Raw genomic sequence first — 22,946 nt, forward strand, 5'->3', positions numbered from 1 at the left:
GGTAAGTAGAGAATGCGACAAAACCGTGGCAAAAATCCATAAAACTCCTGCAAATGGTCTAAATTGGGCCCTGTTTGCTTAAGATTAGCGTCGTCCATTCACCAATCTCACTTCTGTCGGTCAGATTAAATCCATTCTGGGAATAAACAGACACGACATCATCAGCCTGTTCATTGAGGATTCCCGACAGAATTGCGTACCCCCCCGTACAGAGATTCGCGGCAATTTCCGGTGACAAGGCCACCAGCGGGCCCTTGAGGATATTTGCGAATATCAGGTCATAAGGCGCCGCAGATCGGAGTTCTGGATGGTCAAACCCCGCCGCCTCGACACAGCGAACAGAACCGGCCATACCATTGGCCTTCAGGTTGGCCTCGGCCACGTCAACAGCAACCTGATCAATATCGCTGGCCAGAATCTCGCCATCCCAAACACGTGCTGCGGCCATAGCCAGAACGGCGGTGCCACATCCGATATCGGCAACTTTCGCGGCGCTGAATCCGTCATCCAGCAAACGATCCAGCGCTTTCAAACACCCAAGCGTGGTGCCGTGATGGCCTGTGCCAAACGCCATCGCGGCCTCGATCAGCAAGGGTATCCGACCCTCGGGCAGCTTGTCTGCATCGTGGCTGCCGTAGACAAAGAACCGGCCTGCCTCAACGGGGGCGAGCTCGCGGCGCACATGGGCAACCCAATCGGTTTCAGGCAGTTCCGAGACGACAAAGGATTTGGCCTCAAACGCAGCAGCCAAAACCGCAAGGGCTGTCTCATCTGGGGCTTCAGTGAAATACCCCCCAACTTCCCAAAGGCCCGAGCCGTCTTCGACCTCGAACACACCAACACCAGTTGGTTCCGGGTCCAAACGCTCCATCGCCTCGCCCAGACCTTCGGCGGCAGTTTTGCCAGTCAGTGTCGTCAACGCGGTAAATGTGGGCATGGGGAGCTCCTGTCTTGGTTGAGACAGCGCCTATGGCGTGGGCCCGCCAAGGTCAAGCGTTGGCGCCTATTCCGCAGGGGCCGGAGCGTATTTAGACAAGATGGTCTCGTTCCCTGGCTCAGGATGGCGCGGGATGAGCAGCGATAGCAGCAGCGAGATCATGGCCATTGCAGCCGCCAGGCCAAAGACGGCTCCGGGCGACACGACCCAAAGCAGGCCCAGCAGCGCAGGCAGGAACACCGCCGCAATATGGTTGATGGTGAAGGCCACGGCCGCAGTTGGAGCGATATCCGCAGGGTCCGCGATCTTTTGGAAATAGGTTTTCAGCGCCAGCGCCAAAGCAAACAGAACGTGGTCGATCACGTAAAGGATCGCCGCCAGCAAAACGCCCCAGCCAAACCAATAGATGCCGCCATAGGCTGCAAAGACGATCGCGAGGCCGGTATATTCGAAGATCAACGTGCGGCGCTCGCCAAACGTGGCCACTGCTTTGCCCAGCATCGGAGCGGCGGCCATGTTGATCACGAGATTGATCAGGTACAGGCTGGTGAGTTCGTGAACTTCGAACCCGAATTTCTCAACCATCATGAAGCCCGCAAAGACGACAAAGATCTGGCGACGCGCTCCGGCCATGAATTGCAGCGCGTAGTATAGCCAGTAGCGTTTGCGCAGGATCAGTTTCTTAGTCTGCGGTGTGGGCGCGTCAAATTGCGGATAAGCAATCAGGCTGAACAGCGCCAGCAGAGCAGTCACCCCTCCGGTGGCCAAAAAAACGGTATTGTAGGACAGATCGAACCGATCCCATGTCAACACGATCAGTCCATAGACCACCGCCGTTGCAGCCGACCCCATGGCCACCAGCCAGCCCAGCACTTGCGGGGCCTTGTCCTTGGGCAACCATTGCAGCTGAAGCGACTGGTTTACCGTTTCGTAGTAGTGAAAGCCGATCGAGCTGAACAAAGTCACGAATAGCAACCCACCCAGGCTGGGGAACCATGCCGTCACCGCTGTTGCCACACCCAGCATCATCAGCGAGATCATGGCCAAGACCTGCTCGCGGACGAAAATGATCACCGCAATCACACCAACCGCCAGAAAGCCCGGGATTTCGCGCACCGTGTGCAGCAGGCCGATATCCGCGCCATCAAAATTCGCCACCTCGATGACGAAATTGTTCAGCAGGGCACTCCAGCCGTTGAACGCAATCGGCATGGTCATCGCCATCACAAAAAGAAGCGTGATCGGGCGGCGCCAGAACGGCAGGCTTTGCGCCTCGGCAAGGGGCATGGGTTTCAGCATGAGAGTCCCTCTACGCCCATTTCCAGGGTTTGGCGAGAGGAAAGCACGGAGCGCACAATGGGTCTGCACAGGTGCAGAGATCAGTAGAAACTCTGCGGGTCGATATCGACCGTCAGACGAATATCGCCTTTCAGGCGCAACGGCGCAATCCAGCGGGCGATGCCGTCTTGTATTGGCGCCCCCTTTGGGGCCTTGACCAACAGACGCACCCGGTGACGCCCGCGAATACGCGCTATTGGGGCGGGCGCCGGGCCAAAGACCTGCGCCCCGATCTCGCGCAGTGGCGCATCATTGCGAGCCATGGCGTTGCCGATATCGAACACCGGCCCAACCTCTGGTCCGGACAAGACGATACCCGCCATGCGCCCATAAGGCGGCACACCAGCTGCTTGTCGCGCAGCGGCTTCGGTTTTCCAGAACCCTTCCTCATCCCCTGACAGGATCGCCCGGATCACCGGATGCTCGGGTTGGAAGGTCTGCAACAGGGCCTGACCGGGTTTGTCCGCACGCCCCGCTCGACCCGCCACTTGCCGCATCAATTGAAAGGTGCGCTCGGCCGCTCGCAGGTCAGCCCCATGCAGGCTAAGATCCGCATCAATGACGCCGACCAATGTCAGCTTGGGGAAGTTATGCCCCTTGGCCACCAACTGCGTGCCGATGATGATATCGGCATCCCCTGCGGCAATTTCCTCGATCTTTGCCTTAAGCGCCCGGGCCGATCCGAAAAGGTCCGAGCTCAGCATGGTGATCTTGGCGTCAGGAAAGGTGGCTTCGGCCTCTTCCGCCAGCCGTTCGATTCCCGGCCCCACCGGCGCCAGTTTGCCTTCGACGCCGCAGGACGGACAGACATCGGGCATCGGCTTGGTCTCACCGCATTGATGGCACATAAGACGTTTGAGAAAGCGATGTTCCACCATCCGTGCGTCGCAATGATCACAGGCGATCTGGGTGCCGCAGGCCCGGCAAAGGGTCACCGGCGCATAGCCGCGGCGGTTGATAAACAGCAAAGATTGCTCACCCTTTTCGGTCCGCTGTTGCACGGCCTGCCGCAGGGACGGAGAGATCCAGCTATTGGGTTGTAATGGTTCGGCCCGCATATCGATTGATTTCATCTCGGGCAGCATGGCCGCGCCAAAGCGGGACGTCAGGTCCAACCTTTCATACTTGCCCGCCTCGGCATTTGCCCAGCTTTCCAGAGAGGGCGTCGCGCTGGCCAGAACCACGCGCGCGCCACAAATGGCGGACCGCAGAACCGCCATGTCGCGCGCGCTATAATGCACCCCGTCTTCCTGTTTGTATGAGGTGTCATGCTCCTCATCGACCACGACCAGACCCAAATCCCGGAACGGCAAAAACAAAGCCGACCGTGCGCCCACCACCAGTTGCGCATCACCCTGCCCAACCATCCGCCAGACCCTGCGGCGTTCGGTCATGGTTGCGCCTGAATGCCATTCGGCTGGTCGCGCGCCAAAACGCGCTTCTACGCGGGTCAGAAACTCGGCGGTTAAGGCAATCTCAGGCAACAGAACCAGCGCCTGACGTCCTACCCGCAACGCCTCGGCTACGGCCTCCAGATACACCTCCGTCTTGCCTGAACCCGTCACGCCCTTCAGCAATGTGGTGCCGTAGTCGCCCGTGCGCTGACCGGCTTGCAACCGGGCGACCGCCGCCGCCTGATCATCGGTCAGATCTTTGCCGGGCAAATCCGGGTTAAGATGCGAATAGGGCAGATCACGGGGGCTGTCCTCCTCCCGCAACGCGCCTTGTTTGACCAGCCCTTTCACTACGGACGAAGTTACGCCCGCCTGTTCTGCCAGCTCCTTCAGGGTGAAGGCCAAACCGCCATATTCTCTTAGCACCTCAAGCACACGGGTCCGCGCATCGGTCATCCGATCCGGCTCAGCAACACCCAGGCGATAAACCTTCCGCATCGACGGCGGATCACCCAGCCCCGGCGCGCGCGTTGCCAAGCGCAACATCGCCGGCATCGGTGTCAGCGTGTAGTCTGCGACTTTTCCCAGAAACACGCGCATCTCTTCACGCATCGGCGCGACTTCCAGCACCCGGATCACCGACCGTGCCTTGGACAGGTCGAAACCGCCCTGCCCCGGCCCCCAAACCACGCCCAACACCTTTCGCGGCCCCAAGGGGACTTCGACAAAAGCCCCAAGAAAGCACCCGCCTTCGGGCGCTTTGTAGTCCAGCGTCCGGTCCAGCGGTTGCGTTGTCAGCACCGCCACCAGTTCACCTTGGTCGAAATACTCCTGCGCGCTCACCGCATATCCTTGGGCCAGGGGGTTTCAGCATGGGTTTCTTTGAGGTAAAGCCATCGGCGACCAAGGCCAACCCATCAAAGGACTGCCCGCATGAAATTCTTCGTAGACACAGCCGAGATCGACGCCATCGCCGAACTGAATGATCTGGGCATGGTGGACGGTGTAACCACCAACCCTTCGCTGATCCTGAAATCGGGCCGCGACATTCTAGAAGTCACCAAAGAGATCTGTGATCTGGTCGACGGTCCCGTGTCCGCTGAAGTGGTCGCCACCGAAGCCGACGACATGATCGCCGAAGGTCGCAAGCTGGCCAAAATCGCTCCGAACATCGCCGTCAAAGTACCGCTGACATGGGCCGGTCTGAAAACCTGCAAAACCCTCAGCGACGAGGGCCAGATGGTCAATGTCACCCTGTGTTTCTCGACCAATCAAGCAATTCTGGCCGCCAAAGCGGGTGCGGCCTTCATTTCGCCCTTCATCGGTCGTCTGGATGACATCAACCTCGACGGCATGGACCTGATCGCCGATATTCGTCAGGTCTATGACAATTATGGGTTCGAAACCGAGATCCTCGCTGCGTCAATCCGCACTGTAAACCACGTCACCGACAGCGCGCGCATCGGGGCTGATGTGATCACCGCCCCGCCCGCCGTGATCAAGAAACTGGCCGACCACCCGCTGACGGATAAAGGCCTTGAAACCTTCTTGGCCGACTGGGCCAAAACCGGTCAGAAAATCCTCTGATCCTTTGCGCGACCGCGCGGTGCCGTCAGGCCCCGCGCCCGGCCCAACTGCCGGTGCCTGATCTGTGATCAGGCTCTTGCAGGCGGGAGCGTCCGCCACACAGGCCGACTATTCCACCGAAAGGTGTATTTTTCCCAAGGCAAAACCGGTCGATCATGTTATAAGCCGCCAAAACAAAAAACACCGACCGGACGGGACATGAGCAGCAACCCAAAACTTGAAGACAGCCTCCGCGCTGCGATTCTGGCCAAACCAGACGTCTTGCTAGACGACAAAGACTTGATGCAGGCATTGGTCAGCGCCAATGAACAGGCGCGCGGTGAAAACGTGATCGACCTGCGCGGCATTGCCATGCAGCGGCTCGAAGCGCGCTTGGACCGGCTGGAAGACACGCATCGTTCGGTAATTGCTGCAGCCTACGAAAACCTGGCCGGCACCAATCAGATCCATCGCGCCGTTTTACGGCTTCTCGAACCGGTCGAGTTCGAGGATTTTCTGCGCATCCTGGGAAATGAAGTTCCCGAAATTCTGCGTGTCGAGCGGATCACGCTGGTTTTGGAAACGGCCATCCTGCAAGACGACCCGGCGATCGACAAGCTGGGCGGTGTTCTGACGGTCGTTGAACCTGGTTATGTCAACAAATACCTCTCGCAGGATCGCGGCAGCACGGTGCGCGATGTCACTCTGCGCGAAATCCGGCAGCCCAACCCACGCATCTTTGGCAGCGACGCCGACCATCTGCGATCCGAGGCGTGCCTCAAGCTGGATCTGGGTGCAGGCCGCCTGCCCGGCATGATCGTGATGGGCGCCACTGACCCGCGCCATTTCACACCACAGCTTGGCACTGATCTTCTGGCCTTCTTCGCTGGCGTATTCGAACGCTCGATGCGCCACTGGCTGTCGTGAACCTGATTTCACCGGCTTGCAGGGATGCCCTGCAACACTGGCTGGAAAGCCTCGGTGCACTAGCCGGACGAACAGACAACACCCAGTCCGCCTATCGCGGCGATGTCACTGATTTTCTATCCTTCATGACACTCCATCACGGGGATCGTCAGGGACTGGCGGCGCTTGAACGCATCTCAATCTCGGATATGCGGGCCTGGATGGCACAGCTGCGCGCAGATGGGGTTGGTGCGCGGTCGCTTGCGCGCAAACTCTCGGCAGTCAAAAGCTTCTACCGTTGGCTGGCTGAACGGGAAGGGTTTGAACCCACGGCCGTCCTGTCCACCCGCGCGCCCAAATTCACCAAAAAGCTACCCCGTCCTCTGGCCGAGGATGCCGCCCGGGCTATGATCGATACGGTCGAACTGCAAGCAACATCAGATTGGATTGCCGCGCGGGATGCGGCCGTTGTTACCCTGCTTTACGGCTGTGGATTGAGGATTTCTGAGGCCCTGTCACTGACCGGGTCAGATGCTCCACTGCCACGAACCCTGCGCATAATGGGTAAGGGCAGCAAGGAGCGCGTCGTGCCGGTGATCCCCGTCGCGCGTGAGGCTGTTGACCGGTATCTGCACCTCTGCCCGCATCCTCAATCATCCGAGGCACCTCTGTTCCGCGGTGTCCGCGGTGGCGCATTGAACCCGCGCGCCATCCAAGGGGTGATGGCCAAAGCCCGAATGCAGCTGGGTCTGCCGTCAACCGCAACACCTCATGCCATGCGGCACAGCTTTGCCACACATCTGTTATCTGCAGGTGGAGATCTGAGGGCCATTCAGGAACTGTTGGGGCACGCCTCACTTTCGACCACCCAAGCCTATACAGCGGTTGATACCGCCCGCTTGATGGAGGTCTATAACCGCGCTCATCCCAAGGCCTGACACTGACCAAAAAGGTTTCTTGGGCAGTAGGCCACGCAACCGGGCTTTTGGTTTGCATCTTGGGCACGCATCGTACATGACAGCTGCATGACACTCAGATTCAAAGCTTTAGCCGTCCATCTTTTTACTGCAACGGGCGCCGTTTTTGCCATGTTGGCCATGCTGGCCGCGGTCGAAGGTGAATGGAGCCTGATGTATCTTTGGCTGGTGGTCTCGTTCATTGTCGATGGGATCGACGGGCCACTGGCACGGCACTACCATGTCAAAAAGAACGCACCAGAATTTGATGGTGTCCTGCTGGATCTGATCATCGACTATCTGACCTATGTGTTCATCCCGGCTTATGCCTTGTTCAAGTCAGGCCTGATGGATGGATGGACAGGCTGGTTTGCGATCATCGTGATCACCTTTGCCAGCGCAATGTATTTTGCCGATACGCGCATGAAGACAAAAGACAATTCGTTCTCGGGTTTTCCAGGATGCTGGAACATGGTTGTGATCGTGATCTTTGCGCTTGAACCCAACTTCTGGGTCAGCCTGGTCCTTGTCACACTGCTGTCGATTGCGATGTTCCTACCACTTAAATTCGTCCACCCAGTACGGACTGAGCGGTGGCGCAGCCTGACACTACCCATTGCTTTTGCCTGGACCTTCTTTGCTGGCTGGGCGGCCTGGGTTGATTTCCACCCCGAAAGCTGGGCGCATTGGGGCCTGGTGATCTCCAGTCTCTATCTGGTCTTTGCCGGGATCGGACAGCAGATCATACCACAGCGCAAGGCTACATAACGTCCTGCACCTCGAACTCAGCTCCGTTATGGGTGAAGACATCACCTGCCTGAAGTCCAACCATGGCAAGGTAGATGGGGCTTTGCGTTGAAATGCCCATATAGGTTTTTCCGTCCACATCGAAACGGGTTGTCGAGACGCAAACAACGAAACGTCGATTGTTGAACTTGATAACCGCCCCGGGCTGAACCGTATCGGTCAAACCAAAGTCAGTGTTTTCGATTACATCAATCTTGGCGTGATGAGCGTGGACAGGTGCGTCAAAAGCGGCGGCCAAATCCGCATTCTCGCGCGAGGCCGCGATGTCATCCTTGTCATGCGCTTCGCGGTCGTCCAGCTGAGCATCTTTCAGAAAGGCGTCATAGTGCGCCTGTGCCGTGGCAAGCTCCTGTGCTTCCAGCGACATCAGCTTATCAGTAATTGCTTTCTTGCGAGCAGCGCGATCTGCCTCGGTCATCATAAGATCCCTTCAACTGCGGTATCTTGTATAAGTTGTGCACCTGCTCGCCGGAATGCAACTGAAATCCGGTTATCAGATCAACAGGCCTGCAGCCTTTTCATGACGTAAAAGCGCGACCTTTGTTTCGACCCCACCATCGCCCGAGAACCCGCCCAGACCCGTTGCCGACAGAACCCGGTGACACGGTATGATCACCGGGATCGGGTTGGCCCCACAGGCCTGCCCGACCGGTTGAGCCGGTTGTCCAAGCTGTTTTGCGATCTCACCATAGGTCACGGTTTCGCCCAAGGGTATGGCATACATCAGATCGCAGACCTGCCGCTGAAACTCTGAGCCATTGATGTGATAGGGCAGATCAAAGCGTGTCAGCTCTCCGGCATCATAGGCACGCAACTGAGCTGCCGCCTCGCGCAGCAAAGGCGTAGCTTCGCCGTCATCCTGGCCGTTCCACACCAACCGAGTGATGGCCCCAGCCACCTCGGCAACACCTAACCTTCCGAATTGTGTTTCAACTGCGATCATGGCCATAGACCAAGGCTTTCAGATCAGAGCAACCAGTGCAAGAGAGTCCGTCAGCGCCTGCTTTGGGATTTCGGCAATTTCATGCTAAGCTTACTCCATTGTTTAAGGAATTGGAGCTACGCGCATGGGACGACATTTGGTCCTGACGGTCCATGGCATCGGCGAACAGAAACCCGGTGAAACCGTGGATCAGGTGGTTGGCGCGGCAACCACATGGCTAGACAAAAAGGCCAAACCGCCTATCGAAGTCGAGCGTGAGATGATCGAGCTGGCCGAAAGCAATTTCGACGGATCACGCCGCAACGCCAAGCTCTTCAAGGTCAATCTGCGCAAAGTGTCCAAACCCAATGACACAAGGGATCAGGCCCTGTTTGCCGAGGTCTTCTGGGCGGATCGTTCCCCTGCCCCGAAAGGCAGCATCAAAACAGCGATTGACCTGATTTGGGTGGTTCTCGCCCTTGGGTATCTGGCGATGGACAATGTCGAACAAACCCACAGGCGTAATGGGGTTGATCCAACCGCTAAGGACGGGCGGCTTACTGTCGCTGCCCTGCTTGTTCACTGGTTTACCTGGGTTTTCTTCGGCGCGGTCGCAACACTGAACACATATCTTCTGATCGGTGCGGCAGCATCGATGATCGATATCGCCACACTCATAAAACTCAAGCCGTTTACCGAGGCGGGGCGCACAGAGGCGCTGTTTGGCGTCCTGCTCATCGCGTATGCGATTGCGACCACAATGGGTCTTTGGCGCTGGAACTCAGCCCCAACCTATCTGCGGCGGGTGTTCTGGCGCGGCATGGCTGTGTTCGGGCTGATCCTGATCGGCGGCTTGATAACCGGACCATTAGGGTTGGGATGCTGGGGCAACAGAGCCAACATCGGGCAATTCGTGGATTTCCAACTGTTCCTGCTCGCCGGCAGCTGGATCATTGCAATATTTACCACCGCAATTCTGTACTTCGTCTCTTTGGCAAAGCTTGAAGTCAATGATGGCCTAACCGAGCATCGGCGCATCTATCCCAGCATCTGCTCGGGCATGCAGGTGTTCTGGATGTTCATCATCTCGGGCTTCTGGCTTGCGATTCAAAAGCTCGTTGGCTCGATTGATGTGCTCAAAAACAGCCGCTTGAACAGGTTGTTCGAAAACCATCTGAATGATGCGATGGAGACCCTCAGCATCACATTTGCAGCGATTGTCGTGTTGGCCGTCGTTGGTTTGATTGTGTATGTTGGTCGACGTTTGGGCAAATCCAATCTGCAAGACCGGCACAGCTTTCTCGGACGCGCGATTCTGAACCGGCCTGCGCAAGCGGTTTTCCTGCTATCTGCCGCGGCCATGTCAGTCGTTGCGTTTCGCGGAATCATCGACAAATGGAAGGGGCAAGATCCCTTTTGTACAATCGTCAAGGTCGACGATCTGAATACTCTGGTCTGTAATGCTGCGGGTGATCTTCTAAACCTGCTCGCCACTTATCAGGCTACAATTGCGCTTGTCGTGCTTGCGATCACGGTCGCCTTGTACCGATATTCCAACTTTGTCGCAGCCGGTTTGGGTGTAGCGCGGGATATCGTCACCTATGCCATCCGCGACACGTGTTCTTTGAGAAAAGACCTGAAAACGCGCCGCCGCAACTATTCCGATCGCAAGGCGATTGATGACCGATTCTATCGCACGCTCTACTACGCAATGGACATCTTCTCCCCAACCCACATCACGGTGATCTCACATTCCCAAGGCACGGTGATCGCCACACAGATGCTGATGGATGGGCGCGTCAAAGAACAGATCGGTGACTGCCCGGTTACGCTAATCACAATGGGCGCGCCGGTAACGCATATCTATCAACGCTATTTCCCGGAAATGTTCACCGTCGATCCGCAAAAGCTGGGCGCTGAATGGTTCAACATCTTCCGTCAGGATGACTTTGTCGGCACGCGGATAGATGGAAACCTGATTCCCGCTGACCGAAATATCGATGTCGATCCGGGTGGACATACCGGATACTTCACGGATTATCAGGTCTGGAAAGAACTGACCGGAGACAAGATCGGGTTTCACCTGTTCAATCCCAAGAGACACTGAACAGGCGTGCCCCCTCTGTTTTCAGAGGGGGCGATAGGTTTATCCAAGCGCCTCGTTGCAGCGTCCGCAAACGCCGGGGTGGGTGTGCAGCCCAACATCCGGCAGGATCTTCCAGCAGCGTTGGCATTTGGCACCTTCGGCCTTTTCGAACACCACAGCGACACCCTCGATCTCTGGCACGCGGAACGCCTCGGCCGGGGACGGGTCGCCTGTGACAGTCAGGCCCGAAGTAATGCACATGTCATCAACATCGAAGGTCGACAGCAAATCGCGGGTTTCGCTGTCTTCCACATGCACGACCGGCGCCGCCTCCAGGCTCGATCCGATCACCTTGTCCTGACGCTGAACCTCCAGCGCGGCAGTAACCGCACGACGCACACGACGGACCTTGGCCATATTGACCTCAAGCTCTTCATTACGCCAATCGGCGGGGGTTTCCGGGAAGTCCACCAGATGGACCGAACTGTCATCGCCCGGGAACCGCTCCAGCCAGACTTCCTCCATGGTGAAGACCAGAACCGGGGCCAGCCACGTGGTCAGGCGGTGGAACAGGATGTCCAGAACAGTCCGCGCAGCGCGGCGGCGGTCACTATCGCCGTCACAATACAGCACGTCCTTGCGAACGTCGAAATAGAAGGATGACAGATCGACGGTCGCAAACGTAAACACGGCGCTGAACACACCCTGGAAATCGAAGGACGCATAGCCCTTGCGCACCTGTTCATCAAGTTCCGACAAACGGCTGAGCACCCAGCGTTCCAGACGCGGCATGTCTTGCGGATCGATCCGGTCGGCTTCGGTGAAGTCGGCCAGAGAGCCCAGCATGAAGCGCATCGTGTTGCGCAGCCGGCGATAGCTGTCGGCGGTGCCTTTCAGGATTTCCGGCCCGATCCGCTGATCGGTTGTGTAGTCGGTCTGAGCCACCCACAGGCGCAGGATATCCGCGCCGTATTGTTTGATCACTTCCTCGGGCACGATGGTATTGCCGATGGACTTCGACATTTTCATGCCCTTTTCGTCCAGCGTCATGCCATGCGTGATCACATTGCGGTAAGGCGCGCGTCCCTTGGTGCCACAGGCCTGCAGCATCGACGAATGAAACCATCCCCGGTGCTGGTCGGTGCCTTCCATGTAGACATCAGCGATGCCGTCCTCGGTTCCGTCCTCCCGGTCGCGCAGAACAAAGGCGTGGGTCGAGCCGGAGTCGAACCAAACGTCCAGAACGTCAAACACCTGATCGTAGTCTTCGGGGTTGGCGATGCCGTCCAACACCTGCTCTTTGAACCCATCAGTGTACCAGATGTCTGCGCCGTCCTTTTCAAACGCCGATTTGATGCGGGCGTTGAGGTCTTCGTTGCGCAAAAGGTAATCCGCGTCGGTGGGCAGAGCACCCTTCTTGGTGAAGCAGGTCAGCGGCACACCCCAGGCGCGCTGACGGGACAGAACCCAGTCGGGGCGCGCTTCGATCATGGAATACAGCCGGTTTCGGCCGGTTTGCGGCGTCCACTTCACCAGCTCGTCGATCGAGCGCAGGGCGCGTTCGCGGATGGTGTCACCCATCTCACCCATTCCATCGTCCAGCTTGCGGTCGACGGATGCAAACCACTGAGGCGTGTTGCGGTAGATGATCGGGGCTTTCGAGCGCCACGAATGCGGATAGCTGTGCTTGATCTTGCCGCGCGCCAGCAGCCCGCCTACCTCGACCAGCTTGTCGATAACGGCCTTGTTCGCGTCACCCTCACCGCCCTTGCGGGACAGGATGTATTTGCCGCCAAAGAACGGCAGATCGGCGCGGAACGAGCCGTCGTCCATCACGTTATAGGTGATGACATGCTCCAACATGCCCAGATCGCGATAGAGTTCAAATTCCTCCATACCGTGCGACGGCGCACAGTGGACGAACCCGGTGCCTTCGGTATCGGTCACAAACTCAGCGGCGCGGAAGTCGCGGATGTCGTCCCATTCTCCATTGCCACCGTCGGCCCCGGCCAGCGGGTGGGTTAGTTGGACACCTTCCAATTCGTCAGCGGTCACGTCACGGACGCGAGCCCACTGGTCATCGCTCAGACGTGCACGGCCCAGAACGTCAGCAGCCAGATTGTCCGCCAGCAGGAACTTGTCGCCGACATTGGCCCAACATTCGTCGGGTGCGCCGGTGACCTCATAGAGGCCGTAGGAGATGTCTTTGCCATACACGACCGCCTTGTTCGACGGCATGGTCCACGGGGTCGTCGTCCAGATCACAACAAAAGCGTCATCCAGATCGCCCGCATTCACGACCTTGAATTTTACCCAGATGGTAAAGCTTTCCTTGTCGTGATATTCGACCTCAGCCTCGGCCAGCGCGGTCTTTTCGACCGGCGACCACATCACGGGCTTGGACCCCTGGTAGAGTGTGCCGTTCATCAGGAACTTCATGAACTCGTCGGCGATCACCGCCTCGGCATGGTAGTCCATGGTGATATAGGGATTGGGCCAGTTGCCAGTTATGCCCAGACGCTTGAATTCTTCGCGCTGGATGTCGATCCAGCCTTCGGCGAACTTGCGGCATTCCTGACGGAAGTCGACGATGTTCACCTCGTCCTTGTTCTTGCCCTTCTTGCGGTACTGCTCTTCGATCTTCCATTCGATGGGCAAGCCGTGGCAGTCCCAACCGGGCACATACCGCGCGTCGAACCCCATCATCTGATGGGACCGCACGATCATATCCTTGATGGTCTTGTTCAGCGCGTGGCCGATATGGAGGTGGCCGTTGGCATAGGGTGGGCCGTCATGCAGGGTAAAGGGCGTGCGGCCCTCTTTTTCACGCAGGCGGTCATAAACACCAATCTGTTCCCAACGCTCCAGCCATGCGGGCTCGCGCTTGGGCAGGCCAGCGCGCATAGGGAATTCAGTCTTGGGCAGGTTCAGCGTGTCTTTGTAATCAGGCGTTTGGGTCGTGTCGGCGCACATTTGGGGCGTCCTCAGGATGGTCTGGTCGTATGTAGATCGAAGCGGTCAGTGCGATAACTCAAGCACCTTTGCCCGGCGTCTCGCGATATCAGAGCGCCGGGGATATAATTCGAATAATGATGGCCAAACGGTCAAACATGGCCGCGCTTATAGGACGCCCGAGCCTAATGGTCCAGAGGGTCCGGGCCTTCCACCCCATGGCGCAGTTTTGCCCAGCGGTTGAGCCATGCCAGACCAGCCAGCGCTAGGCCCAGCGCGAGCAGCGAGAACACCCGGATCAGCCCGCCCAGGCCCGCGATGTCGATTAGGAAAACCTTGGCCACCGCCAGCCCGATCACCACCAGCCCCGCCTTGCGCATCAGGTCAGACCGACGCGCCAGAGATTGGTAGAACAGCGCAGCGCCAATCAACAACAAGGCCATTGTATAAGTATATAGCTCTGGCTGGGTGACCCCGTTGCCCTCATACATGCCATCAGCCCCTTGCCAGACATGACGGATCATCAGACCCAGCCAAACAGCCGTCAATGCGATGCTCAGGCCATAGCAGGAGCGCTGCAACCAGAGAGGCATCGCAGGAATACGCCATGCCGAAAACGCAATTGCCAGTGCGGGCAACAGATAGGCAACGGCCAGCGTATTCAGCACCGGTGGGCCGAGAACCGGCTGGGCAAAAGGGTTCAGCAGCGGGTTGCTGATCTCCAACGCTTCGAACAAACGCATCAGGCCATGACCGGCAAAAAACACCGCTAGCCCATATCGCAGATAGATCAGTTTGCCGCCCAATTCGAACCGTTGCACTTGCGCAAAAGCCAGCAACAACCAGATGACGGCCAGCAGGCCCAGGCCCCAGTGGCTGTTCTGCGCGCCGCCTTCGCCGAAGGTTTCCAGCCAGCGCAGCAAAAGCAGCGACAACAGGATGCCCCCGGTCGCCCAGGCGGCGCTTTCCAGCAGCATCGTGGCAATGGGGCGGTCCAGCGGTTTGATCAGGATCCAGCCCGCGACGAAACCAATCGTTGCTGCGCCGTAAACCAATGTCATCTCCCACACGGGCGCAGTGTCTGCCCAGTGCAAGCCTGGATCCAACACCAGACGCAAGGTCACCGTGAACACTCCGGCCCAGATGAACCAGCTCATCTGTGGCAGGATGAACCGACGATCCAGTGCCGCCGCCACGACAATCGTTGCGACCAACGCGATGGTCAAGGCGGCCGAACTGAGGACGATGACACAGGCAAAGGCCAGGCAAGACAGCGCGGATAAGGTGGCCAGAGCAGGCCGCAATCGGTTATCCGCATCAACCCGCGCGAACCGTTCTGCCAGCCCCACCATCAACGCACCCAAAGCGATAGCGTGCAATGCCCAAGGGTATGGGCCGATCACGGTGGCGGGTTTCCAGCCTATTTCCAATGCTATGGCCATTGCCGGGGCAAACAGCACCGCCGCCACGGCCCAGACAGCAGCATAACGCTGCGCGCCAAAGGATCGCCAGGCGGCAAGGATGGAAATCAACGCGGCCAGAGCGACAAGGCCAGTGACCACCATCGGGGCATCTGCTTCAACGGTTTCGGCATAGGTGGCCGCGAAGGTCTGCGCCACAATCCCTCCGTCCAGCCCATGCATCAACACATAAGCGATCAAACCAATGGCTGGGAACACGGTCACGTCTTGCAGAGCGGGCGCATCTTTGCCCCACAGGATCAGGCCCAGCAGAAGCCCTGTCAGCAGGATGATGCCCAGCCAGAATTCGCCAGACGAATCCGCCCAATGCAGCGACAGGATCGCTGAACTGACCGCGACTGCAGCAAAGGCCACACGGGTCGGAAACTCAGGCCAGGGATCCCCTTTCTTGCGTCGGATCAGTTCAGCCACCATTGGGCCGGTGTGATCGGGCCAAAGGCGCCGTGCGGGGACCGCAATCGCCAGCACCGCCAGTGCCGTGGCGCAGGTCAGATATCCGGGTTCCGTTAACGGCGAAGACAAAACCAGCAGCAGGCTGGACACATAGGCAGCAAACAAGGTCAAAACCGTGATCCATGCCCAGCGGCGTACGGTATCGATACCCAGCCCCAGAAGGGTGAGAATGATGAAGTATCCATACAGCCAGGTTGGATCATCCGAAGATCCGCCGACCGTAAAGGGCGCTGCAAAACCGCCCAGCAAGCCAACGGCGGCCAGCAACGGACCATGAAACCAACCAAGAACCAATCCCAGAAGTGCGATTAACACCATGCCGCCCAGTGCGGTTTCGGGTGAAATTAGGTCGTACAGCTGCCGGGCGGCCAGAACACCTCCGAACAAGGTTACCAGGCCCGCGCCAGAAAAGACGGATGGCAGATAGGCTGTGCTCGCGTCTTCATCATCGCCAAACCTGCGACGGACATATTCACCAGCAGCGATCAGGACCGCGCCAAAGGCCAAAGCGGCGGCAACACGTGCCGATGGCGGCAGCAAACCGTTCTCAACCCCGTATTGAACCAGAAAAATTCCGGCCAGCGCCAAGGACAGGGCTGAGACGGCATAGAACCAGTTTTCACGCAGCCAGCCCCAAAGCGCGGCAAACCGATCCTGCCGAAAGACAACCGCGCCTTGCGTGTCCTCCACTTCGCTTGTCTCAGGTTCGATCTTGACAGCGGGCCAGGGCGATTGAGCAGGCTCCGTTGCAGGTGCAGGCTCCTCCGACTGAACCTCAGGTTCTGGCGGCAGAGCCTCTTTCGGTGTTGGTGGCATGGCCACAAGTTGCTGTTCCAACTGCTCGACCCTGCGGCGCAATCGTGTTTGCCCAACCAACAGCACAATGATCGAGACAGGTATCGCCAAAACAATCAGGCCAAGAAGAACAAGCAGCGATTCCAATTGAAGCTCCGTAGCTGTTATCGGCGCAAGCTACACCGCGTGTGCCCCAGAGCAACAGTCAGGAATTCCGGCCAAAACGGTCAGGGATGAAACAGCGAACCCACCAGATAGGCAATCGCCGCCGCTGCGCCGCCGATCAGCAGCGTCTCAAACCCGGATTTCCACCAACGCACCAACGACCATCGGCTTTTCAACGCGCCAATGGCGAAGAACACACCCATCGTCATCCAAGCCGAGATTACAAAGGCGTTCTCCAGTGCGATCAAAAAGGGTAACAACGGGATCAAACCAGCCACCAGAAAAGCAAAAAACGTCGCCAGCGCTGCCTTGATGGGATGCGGATCGACGCTGCCCAACCCGTATTCGCCCTCGATCATAAGATTGATCCAGCTTTCGTGGTTCGAGGTGATGGCAGCTGTTGCGTCGTCCAACACAGACCCTGACAAACCTTTCTGCGCCAGAATCTCACACACCTCATCCCGTTCCCCTTGCGGGTAGAGCGCAATGTGGCGTTCTTCGATCGCACGAATGCGTTTGATGTTGTCCAATTCAGCCTTGGTGCCCGAGTAGTTCCCTGCCGCCATCGAGAAACCATCGGCCAGAACATTCGCCAGCCCCAGCGCCACGATGACAAACGATGACAGCCCCGCGCCGGCAACCCCAGCCACGATGGCAAATGTGGTGACCGAACCGTCGATACCCCCATAAACCACATCGCGCAGAACGCCGCGGCCCGGTGGTGCGTTGATCCGCTGTGCGATCTCCTGCTGGCTGTGACCGTGTTCTGTCATGGCTGGCCCTCCGTCCCGTTCAGTGTGACGAAGGGCTGTCAGATGCGCTTTGCGTCAGATCAACCCTTGGAAAACAGCCCCTTCAATGCCCGCTTGATCACGGCGCGGGTCGATGGCTTGTGGCGGTCCGAGAAAGGCAAGGGCCTACACACCTCCATCGCGGCGACGCCCACTCGGGCGCTGAGCGCGCCGTTCACCAACCCCTCGCCAAACCGGCGGGACAGTTTGCTGAGTACCGAGCCACCGAGCACCGGTTCCAAAAGGTCATCACCCACCGCAACCGCGCCAGTTGCGACCAGATGCACAAACACCGCACGGGTCAGACGCCAGCTGCCCAGAAATCCGGCGCGTCCGCCATAAATTTCCGCGATCCGCCGGATCATCCGCAACGAGGCTGCAAGGGCGGTCACCACATCCGCCAAAGCCAAGGGCACCAAGGCCGTCACCGTCGCTACCTGACGCGCTGCGGCCTCAACCTCGCGGCTTGCGGCGACGTCTAGCGGGGCCAGTAACTCATCCTCGGCCAAAGCCAACAGGCCTGATGCGTCAAACTGCTCGGGCATCCGCTCGGACAATCGGTCGCGACCCCATTGGGTCTCATTCCGCCCTTTGTAGAAAGCGATCAGCCGGGTCGTGACAGCGCGGGCTTTGGCCAGATCGGCGTCGGTCAGCGCCTCATCGGCAGCGCGGCGCAAACCATCGACGCGGGTCAGGCGACCAATCGCTGCCAACTCCCGGATCGCGATGATCAACGCGACAAAAACCAGCGCCCCGATCAGCCCGGTGACGATCCACCCCAGAACAGGCGCGCGGGCGACCAGTGAGGTGGTGAAATCCCAGGCGGCGATCGAGATCGTGGCCCCAATAACCGCCAGCGCCAGCCCCCAGAACCAACGCGACAGGGCTGAGTGCTTGCGCGCGGCAAAACGCGCCGCGCTTTGCATCGCTTGACCCTGGGGCTGAGCAAGGTCAGGCACCGGTGGGGCCATGGCCACATCGGTGACGGGTTCCTCTGCTTCGAGATCAATTAGAACCGGGCCTTTAGCCATGTGCTGCCCTTTCGCTATGCCAGACATATTTGATGTCCGGCATGTTTTCATCGTTGTCGATCCCATCGCTGCGGGCAACCTCGGCAAAGCCATGACGTTCGTAGAACCTGCACGCGCCGATATTTGCCTGAAAAGCGAACAGGCTGAGTTGCGGGTGCTGCGCCTTGGCATGATCCAGCAGGCGTGTACCGATCCCCTGCCCCCGGGCAGTGGCCCTCAGGTACAACGAATGAATATCCGATCCGTTCAACGCCAGAAACCCAACCACCCCGTCCGGGGTTTCGGCCACCGTGACCCAACCCTGATCAATCATCCAACCGCAAAAGGCGATGGTTTCTGCGCAGCTATGCAGTTCCGGCATCCAGTCGTTTTCGCGGGCAAACCCGTGTAGGATTTCCCCGGTCTTCCCGGCATCGGTGCTGCAGGCAGGGCGCAACGTGACCATCACAGGCGGTCTCCGATCAGGAACTGCGCCGCGCGGTCCAGCCGGATATGTGGCGGGCCATCGCCGGGGCGCAGGGTCAGCTGTGCCGGGGCAAACCTCATAAAACCAAAGTCATCCCCCAACCATGTCTCGGCCCCGTTTCGGGCTGGGCCGAGCAGATGGGCCGGGTCATCCGGCAACTCGCCGGGGTAAAACGCCGCCTGTTTACCACTGTCCTGCAACCTGCCGCGCACGCAGGGCAATTCGGCCCCTTCATGACTGCGCATCTCTTCGGTTGTGGCCCGCAAGGAAGCCAGTGACAGCGCCGCTGTTTCGGCGCCTGCAAAGCTCGCCCGGTCGCGCGCCTCACGTGTTAGCGCCTCCATAATCGCGGTCAGGCGGGGGTGCTGCGTGTGGTGCAGATGGTCCGCCTTGGTGGCCGCAAACAAAATACGTTCGACCCGTTTGCCCAGCAGCAACTGGCTGAGCCACGCGTTGCGCCCCGGACGAAACGCCGACAGGATATCGCCCATGGCGCGGCGCATATCCTCGACCGCTTGCGGGCCTTTGTGGATCGCGCCCAACGCATCGACCAGCACCACCTGGCGGTCGATGCGAGAGAAATGATCGCGGAAAAAGGGCTTTATCACCTGCGCCTTGTAAGCTTCGTAGCGCCGCTCCATCTCGCGCTGCAAGGTACGGCGGCGCGATACTTCCGTCACCGGCAAGGGCGCAAAGGTCAGAACCGGAGAGCCCGTCAGATCGCCCGGCAGCAGGAACCGCCCCGGCGTACAGTCGTAGAACCCGGCGTCCCGCGCCGTGTTCAAGTAAGTCGTGAAGGCGGCAGCCAAGGCTTGCGCAGTGGGTTCATCATGAACAGCCGTCAGATCGGTCGCAAGGGCCTGTTGCAAAAACCCGGCCGCCTCAGGGCGGTTTTCGATGCGCGCCAAGGTCTCCTGCGACCAATCGGCGTAGGATTTGTCCAGCAACGCAAGATCCAGAAGCCACTCGCCGGGATAGTCCACGATATCCAGATGTACGGTGCGCGGCCCCTGAAGCCCTGCCAGCAACCCCGCAGGTCGCGCCTTGAACGACAGGCGCAACTCGGACACCGCGCGCGTGCTTTCGGGCCAGTGCGGCTGTGGGCCTGTCAGGTCGGAGAGGTGAGACTCGTAGTCGAACCGCGGGACCGTATCGTCTGGCTGCGGCTGCAGGTAGGCCGCGTTGATGCGTCCCTCTTGCTGCGCGACCAGGCCGCTCATGCGGCCCCTGTCCAGCAGATTTGCCACCAGCGACGTGATAAATACCGTCTTGCCAGAGCGCGCCAAACCGGTGACGCCCAGTCGGATGACCGGCTCGAAAAACGTCTCGGACACGCTGTCGCCGATGGTTTCGACGCCGCGCACAAGACTGTCTGCCAGGGATGAGATGACCAAATTGTCGCCCCGCAATAATCGTTTCGCCCAAGATAGGTAGCCGCTGCCGGACATGCCAGCGCTTTCGCCCCCTTGCCCGTTCGCGCGCTGCGCGCTACCAGCGGCCCATGCCCAGATATGCTTTGAAAGTCGAATACCAAGGGAAGCCGTTTGCCGGATGGCAGCGCCAGAAAGAGCTGCCCTCGGTTCAGGGGGCCATCGAGCACGCTCTGTCCCGCATTCAACCGGGCGATCACACCATTGCTGCCGCCGGGCGCACGGATGCGGGCGTACATGCATTGGGGCAAGTGGCCCATTGCGATCTGATCAAAGAGTGGGATCCGTTCCGCCTGTCCGAGGCGTTGAACTATCACCTGAAGCCGCAGCCGGTAGCGATTGTTCAGGCAGCGCAGGTTGATGACGACTGGCACGCGCGCTTCACGGCGGTTGAACGTCAATACCTGTTTCGCATCCTGATGCGCCGCGCGACTGCTACCCATGACAAAGGGCAGGTCTGGCAGATCAACCATCAGCTGGATGTCGAAGCCATGCAGGCGGGTGCTGATATGCTGATCGGACGGCATGATTTCACCACCTTCCGATCCTCGATCTGTCAGGCGGCCAGCCCAATGAAAACTCTGGATGAGTTGCGGGTGGAACAGGTGCAGGGTTTCTCGGGCCCCGAGGTTCATTTCCACGTGCGGGCGCGGTCATTCCTGCACAATCAGGTGCGCAGCTTTGTTGGCACGTTGGAACGTGTTGGCGCAGGGTCGTGGTCGCCTGAGGATGTGCGCAACGCGCTGGAAGCCGAAGATCGCTCCGCCTGCGGGCCGGTTTGCCCGCCGCAGGGGCTGTATCTGGCGCGGGTTGGGTATCCCGATCCGGTCTTCTAGATCGCGCGAAGTAAAAGACCGCTGGCAATCACAACAATCACAAGCCCAGCCACCAGTTCGATGGTGGGGGCCAGGATCGACGCGAATCGTGTGGCCGAAGCCGAAGCAAGCAAACCGCCGCGCAGGCCAAAAGACGTCCAACCCACCAATGTGGTTACCAGTGCGGTGCCCAGTGCCATAGCAAACGCCCCGGCGATTCCGACCCAGGCGATGCCCATCTGCCATGTCAGAATCAGGACAAACAGCGCTCCGGTACAAGGTCGTGCAGCGATCCCCGCGATCAGGATGATCGCTTCGCGAACACTACCGACATTGGCGACCTCCTCCGCGCTGGGGCCGTGTCGATGGCCACAATCCGAGCAGACCTCACCCTTGTCGTGATGGTCATGATCGTGGGCATGACCATGAGTATGAGTATGAGCCTGCGCAGGCTCGACAGCATTACGTGATCGCCTTGCAAAACTGCGCGTGCCCCTGAAAACAAGCCAAAGCCCAATTGCGGCAATTGCAGCGTAGCTGATTGGGGCCATAACCTGTTCGGTCGCGCCCACAAGCGCCTCACGCGATGTCTGAAAAACAAGGACCCCCGCATAAACCAGAACCACTGCCGTAACCGCCTGCCCGAGGCTCGACAGCACACTGATGGCTGACAAGCGCCAGAATGCAACGCGCCGGCCCAGGCCATATCCGCCGATCAGAACCTTGCCATGCCCCGGTCCAATCGCGTGAAAGAACCCATAGGCAAAACACACGGTCAGAAGCGTTGCGACGGCCTCGGGCTCTCCGGCGCGAGTGGCACGCAAGGCACGCGCGATTTGGTTCTGGAATTCGCGCTGCTCTCCGGCGGCCCAGGCCGCGAGGCTGTCAAAGCCGCCGCTACCCCAGAACCACAGCAACAGGCCGCATGCAAGCGCAACAGGTACAATCAGGTATTTGGACATGAAATCAGGATTTCGGTGGCAAAGCTTTCCCCGACCAGCGGGATATCATTCTCTTCCAGATCGTATTCTGCATCCAAGGTCAGCAGGAACGCCTGCATCTGCGCCAACTGTCCATCAATATCCGGGTCGATCCGCTCCATCACACATGATACAGGCCCGGTAACGGTTACCGGTCGGTTCACCTCGTAAGCGGTATAGTAGGTCTCATCAAACGGTTTGGCCGACAGGGCAGCCGCCGAAACAGCGCCGCCTTCGACCGCGCGCAGATGCGAGGTGATGATCCGCCCGTTTTCCGCCGTGGCATGAGGCTCCAGCGGACCGGACAACGCAACCGCGACGCCGCCCGCAGTTACAACAAGGTCTCCATTATAGCCTTCGATCCATTCCGCATCAAAACCTGTCAGGATGTCTTCTTCGCGTGCCGTCAGCGCACCATCGCCATCCTGATCCAGCTTCATATCCTCGAGCTGTAGCAACGAGAAAAATTCGTCATAGGCCCAGGTCACGCGGATATGGGTTAACTGGCCTGCCTCATCCACGATAAATTCCAATCCGGTGTCGATGAAGACATGCGGATGGGCCAAGGCCGGTAAGGGCAGGCAACAGGTCAGGAGTGGTATCAGCCAACGCATGCGCGCAAGATAGGGTGCGGGCCTCACAGCGGCAACGCGTTTCGCACGCATCATGCAAAAA

At 59.0% G+C, this 22,946-nt stretch carries 19 protein-coding genes; 6 read left to right on the forward strand and 13 right to left on the reverse strand.

Annotation, left to right across the window (positions count from 1 at the left end; all coding sequences use genetic code 11):
- Positions 1–58: 58 nt before the first annotated feature.
- The 3 genes from AC2FGE_RS14600 to AC2FGE_RS14610 form a co-directional block, all read right to left on the reverse strand.
- Positions 59–937, reverse strand: a complete 879-nt coding sequence (locus AC2FGE_RS14600; RefSeq protein WP_496819936.1) for a 50S ribosomal protein L11 methyltransferase — start codon at positions 935–937, stop codon at positions 59–61.
- Positions 938–1,003: 66 nt separating this feature from the next.
- Positions 1,004–2,236 (reverse strand): MFS transporter, encoded by a 1,233-nt coding sequence (locus AC2FGE_RS14605; RefSeq protein ID WP_496819937.1) that lies wholly within the window; start codon positions 2,234–2,236, stop codon positions 1,004–1,006.
- Positions 2,237–2,316: 80 nt separating this feature from the next.
- The gene (locus AC2FGE_RS14610) at positions 2,317–4,512 is read right to left on the reverse strand and encodes a primosomal protein N' (protein ID WP_496819938.1); all 2,196 of its coding nucleotides are present in this window, start codon (positions 4,510–4,512) and stop codon (positions 2,317–2,319) included.
- Between the two features lie 90 nt (positions 4,513–4,602).
- Between AC2FGE_RS14610 and fsa the strand changes: the two genes are divergently transcribed.
- The 4 genes from fsa (at position 4,603) to AC2FGE_RS14630 (ending at position 7,865) form a co-directional block, all read left to right on the forward strand.
- The gene (gene fsa / locus AC2FGE_RS14615; RefSeq protein WP_496819940.1) at positions 4,603–5,256 is read left to right on the forward strand and encodes a fructose-6-phosphate aldolase; all 654 of its coding nucleotides are present in this window, start codon (positions 4,603–4,605) and stop codon (positions 5,254–5,256) included.
- 198 nt (positions 5,257–5,454) lie between these two features.
- Positions 5,455–6,162 (forward strand): DUF484 family protein, encoded by a 708-nt coding sequence (locus tag AC2FGE_RS14620; protein ID WP_496819941.1) that lies wholly within the window; start codon positions 5,455–5,457, stop codon positions 6,160–6,162.
- The gene (locus tag AC2FGE_RS14625; RefSeq protein WP_496819942.1) at positions 6,159–7,079 is read left to right on the forward strand and encodes a tyrosine recombinase XerC; all 921 of its coding nucleotides are present in this window, start codon (positions 6,159–6,161) and stop codon (positions 7,077–7,079) included. The genes AC2FGE_RS14620 and AC2FGE_RS14625 overlap by 4 nt, the downstream gene beginning before the upstream one ends.
- An 87-nt stretch (positions 7,080–7,166) precedes the next feature.
- Positions 7,167–7,865 carry a CDP-alcohol phosphatidyltransferase family protein gene (locus AC2FGE_RS14630; protein WP_496819943.1) on the forward strand — a complete coding sequence of 233 codons (699 nt, stop codon included), beginning with the start codon at positions 7,167–7,169 and terminating at the stop codon, positions 7,863–7,865.
- On the opposite strand, the gene AC2FGE_RS14635 is transcribed toward AC2FGE_RS14630, so the two are convergent.
- Both AC2FGE_RS14635 and AC2FGE_RS14640 read right to left on the reverse strand, forming a co-directional pair.
- A complete protein-coding gene (locus tag AC2FGE_RS14635; protein ID WP_496819944.1) occupies positions 7,858–8,322 on the reverse strand; it encodes a hypothetical protein in 465 nt (154 codons plus the stop codon). The two genes, AC2FGE_RS14630 and AC2FGE_RS14635, sit on opposite strands and share 8 nt — an antisense overlap.
- Positions 8,323–8,397: 75 nt before the next feature.
- Complete coding sequence (locus tag AC2FGE_RS14640; RefSeq protein ID WP_496819945.1) at positions 8,398–8,853, reverse strand: methylated-DNA--[protein]-cysteine S-methyltransferase; 456 nt, start codon at positions 8,851–8,853, stop codon at positions 8,398–8,400.
- 118 nt (positions 8,854–8,971) lie between these two features.
- Here AC2FGE_RS14640 and AC2FGE_RS14645 point away from each other — a divergent pair, with 118 nt between their 5' ends.
- Positions 8,972–10,933 carry a hypothetical protein gene (locus AC2FGE_RS14645; protein ID WP_496819947.1) on the forward strand — a complete coding sequence of 654 codons (1,962 nt, stop codon included), beginning with the start codon at positions 8,972–8,974 and terminating at the stop codon, positions 10,931–10,933.
- A 39-nt stretch (positions 10,934–10,972) separates the two neighbouring features.
- On the opposite strand, the gene ileS is transcribed toward AC2FGE_RS14645, so the two are convergent.
- From ileS to AC2FGE_RS14675, 6 genes are all read right to left on the reverse strand, one after another.
- Positions 10,973–13,885, reverse strand: coding sequence for an isoleucine--tRNA ligase (gene ileS / locus AC2FGE_RS14650; RefSeq protein ID WP_496819948.1), 2,913 nt, complete (start codon positions 13,883–13,885; stop codon positions 10,973–10,975).
- A gap of 164 nt (positions 13,886–14,049) precedes the next feature.
- Positions 14,050–16,740 (reverse strand): DUF2339 domain-containing protein, encoded by a 2,691-nt coding sequence (locus AC2FGE_RS14655; RefSeq protein WP_496819949.1) that lies wholly within the window; start codon positions 16,738–16,740, stop codon positions 14,050–14,052.
- Between the two features lie 80 nt (positions 16,741–16,820).
- Entirely contained in the window at positions 16,821–17,531 is a 711-nt protein-coding gene (locus tag AC2FGE_RS14660) for a VIT1/CCC1 transporter family protein (protein ID WP_496819950.1), read from the reverse strand.
- Positions 17,532–17,590: 59 nt separating this feature from the next.
- Positions 17,591–18,580, reverse strand: a complete 990-nt coding sequence (locus tag AC2FGE_RS14665; RefSeq protein ID WP_496819951.1) for a YcjF family protein — start codon at positions 18,578–18,580, stop codon at positions 17,591–17,593.
- The gene (locus AC2FGE_RS14670) at positions 18,573–19,025 is read right to left on the reverse strand and encodes a GNAT family N-acetyltransferase (RefSeq protein WP_496820078.1); all 453 of its coding nucleotides are present in this window, start codon (positions 19,023–19,025) and stop codon (positions 18,573–18,575) included. Before AC2FGE_RS14670 ends, AC2FGE_RS14665 begins: the two co-directional genes overlap by 8 nt.
- Positions 19,025–20,440 carry a YcjX family GTP-binding protein gene (locus AC2FGE_RS14675; RefSeq protein ID WP_496819952.1) on the reverse strand — a complete coding sequence of 472 codons (1,416 nt, stop codon included), beginning with the start codon at positions 20,438–20,440 and terminating at the stop codon, positions 19,025–19,027. The genes AC2FGE_RS14670 and AC2FGE_RS14675 overlap by 1 nt, the downstream gene beginning before the upstream one ends.
- Positions 20,441–20,547: 107 nt before the next feature.
- Between AC2FGE_RS14675 and truA the strand changes: the two genes are divergently transcribed.
- On the forward strand, positions 20,548–21,312 hold the full coding sequence (gene truA / locus AC2FGE_RS14680) for a tRNA pseudouridine(38-40) synthase TruA (protein ID WP_496819953.1): 765 nt from the start codon (positions 20,548–20,550) through the stop codon (positions 21,310–21,312).
- Here the strand turns inward: truA and AC2FGE_RS14685 are convergent.
- Positions 21,309–22,253: a nickel/cobalt transporter gene (locus AC2FGE_RS14685; RefSeq protein ID WP_496819955.1), complete on the reverse strand. Its 945-nt coding sequence runs from the start codon at positions 22,251–22,253 to the stop codon at positions 21,309–21,311. The two genes, truA and AC2FGE_RS14685, sit on opposite strands and share 4 nt — an antisense overlap.
- The gene (locus tag AC2FGE_RS14690) at positions 22,238–22,939 is read right to left on the reverse strand and encodes a DUF1007 family protein (protein ID WP_496819957.1); all 702 of its coding nucleotides are present in this window, start codon (positions 22,937–22,939) and stop codon (positions 22,238–22,240) included. Before AC2FGE_RS14690 ends, AC2FGE_RS14685 begins: the two co-directional genes overlap by 16 nt.
- Positions 22,940–22,946: the final 7 nt, after the last annotated feature.

The organism is Ruegeria sp. YTSA075 (assembly GCF_059610245.1).

What these genes read in the sequence shown, in the direction of transcription:
- ileS (WP_496819948.1), bottom strand. Translation starts at nt 13,885, where the DNA reads ATGTGCGCCGACACGACCCAAACGCCTGATTACAAAGACACGCTGAAC.
- fsa (WP_496819940.1), top strand. Translation starts at nt 4,603, where the DNA reads ATGAAATTCTTCGTAGACACAGCCGAGATCGACGCCATCGCCGAACTG.
- AC2FGE_RS14600 (WP_496819936.1), bottom strand. Translation starts at nt 937, where the DNA reads ATGCCCACATTTACCGCGTTGACGACACTGACTGGCAAAACTGCCGCC.
- truA (WP_496819953.1), top strand. Translation starts at nt 20,548, where the DNA reads ATGCCCAGATATGCTTTGAAAGTCGAATACCAAGGGAAGCCGTTTGCC.
- AC2FGE_RS14620 (WP_496819941.1), top strand. Translation starts at nt 5,455, where the DNA reads ATGAGCAGCAACCCAAAACTTGAAGACAGCCTCCGCGCTGCGATTCTG.
- AC2FGE_RS14605 (WP_496819937.1), bottom strand. Translation starts at nt 2,236, where the DNA reads ATGCTGAAACCCATGCCCCTTGCCGAGGCGCAAAGCCTGCCGTTCTGG.
- AC2FGE_RS14640 (WP_496819945.1), bottom strand. Translation starts at nt 8,853, where the DNA reads ATGGCCATGATCGCAGTTGAAACACAATTCGGAAGGTTAGGTGTTGCC.
- AC2FGE_RS14685 (WP_496819955.1), bottom strand. Translation starts at nt 22,253, where the DNA reads ATGTCCAAATACCTGATTGTACCTGTTGCGCTTGCATGCGGCCTGTTG.
- AC2FGE_RS14660 (WP_496819950.1), bottom strand. Translation starts at nt 17,531, where the DNA reads ATGACAGAACACGGTCACAGCCAGCAGGAGATCGCACAGCGGATCAAC.
- AC2FGE_RS14690 (WP_496819957.1), bottom strand. Translation starts at nt 22,939, where the DNA reads ATGATGCGTGCGAAACGCGTTGCCGCTGTGAGGCCCGCACCCTATCTT.
- AC2FGE_RS14645 (WP_496819947.1), top strand. Translation starts at nt 8,972, where the DNA reads ATGGGACGACATTTGGTCCTGACGGTCCATGGCATCGGCGAACAGAAA.
- AC2FGE_RS14630 (WP_496819943.1), top strand. Translation starts at nt 7,167, where the DNA reads ATGACACTCAGATTCAAAGCTTTAGCCGTCCATCTTTTTACTGCAACG.
- AC2FGE_RS14665 (WP_496819951.1), bottom strand. Translation starts at nt 18,580, where the DNA reads ATGGCTAAAGGCCCGGTTCTAATTGATCTCGAAGCAGAGGAACCCGTC.
- AC2FGE_RS14670 (WP_496820078.1), bottom strand. Translation starts at nt 19,025, where the DNA reads ATGGTCACGTTGCGCCCTGCCTGCAGCACCGATGCCGGGAAGACCGGG.
- AC2FGE_RS14635 (WP_496819944.1), bottom strand. Translation starts at nt 8,322, where the DNA reads ATGACCGAGGCAGATCGCGCTGCTCGCAAGAAAGCAATTACTGATAAG.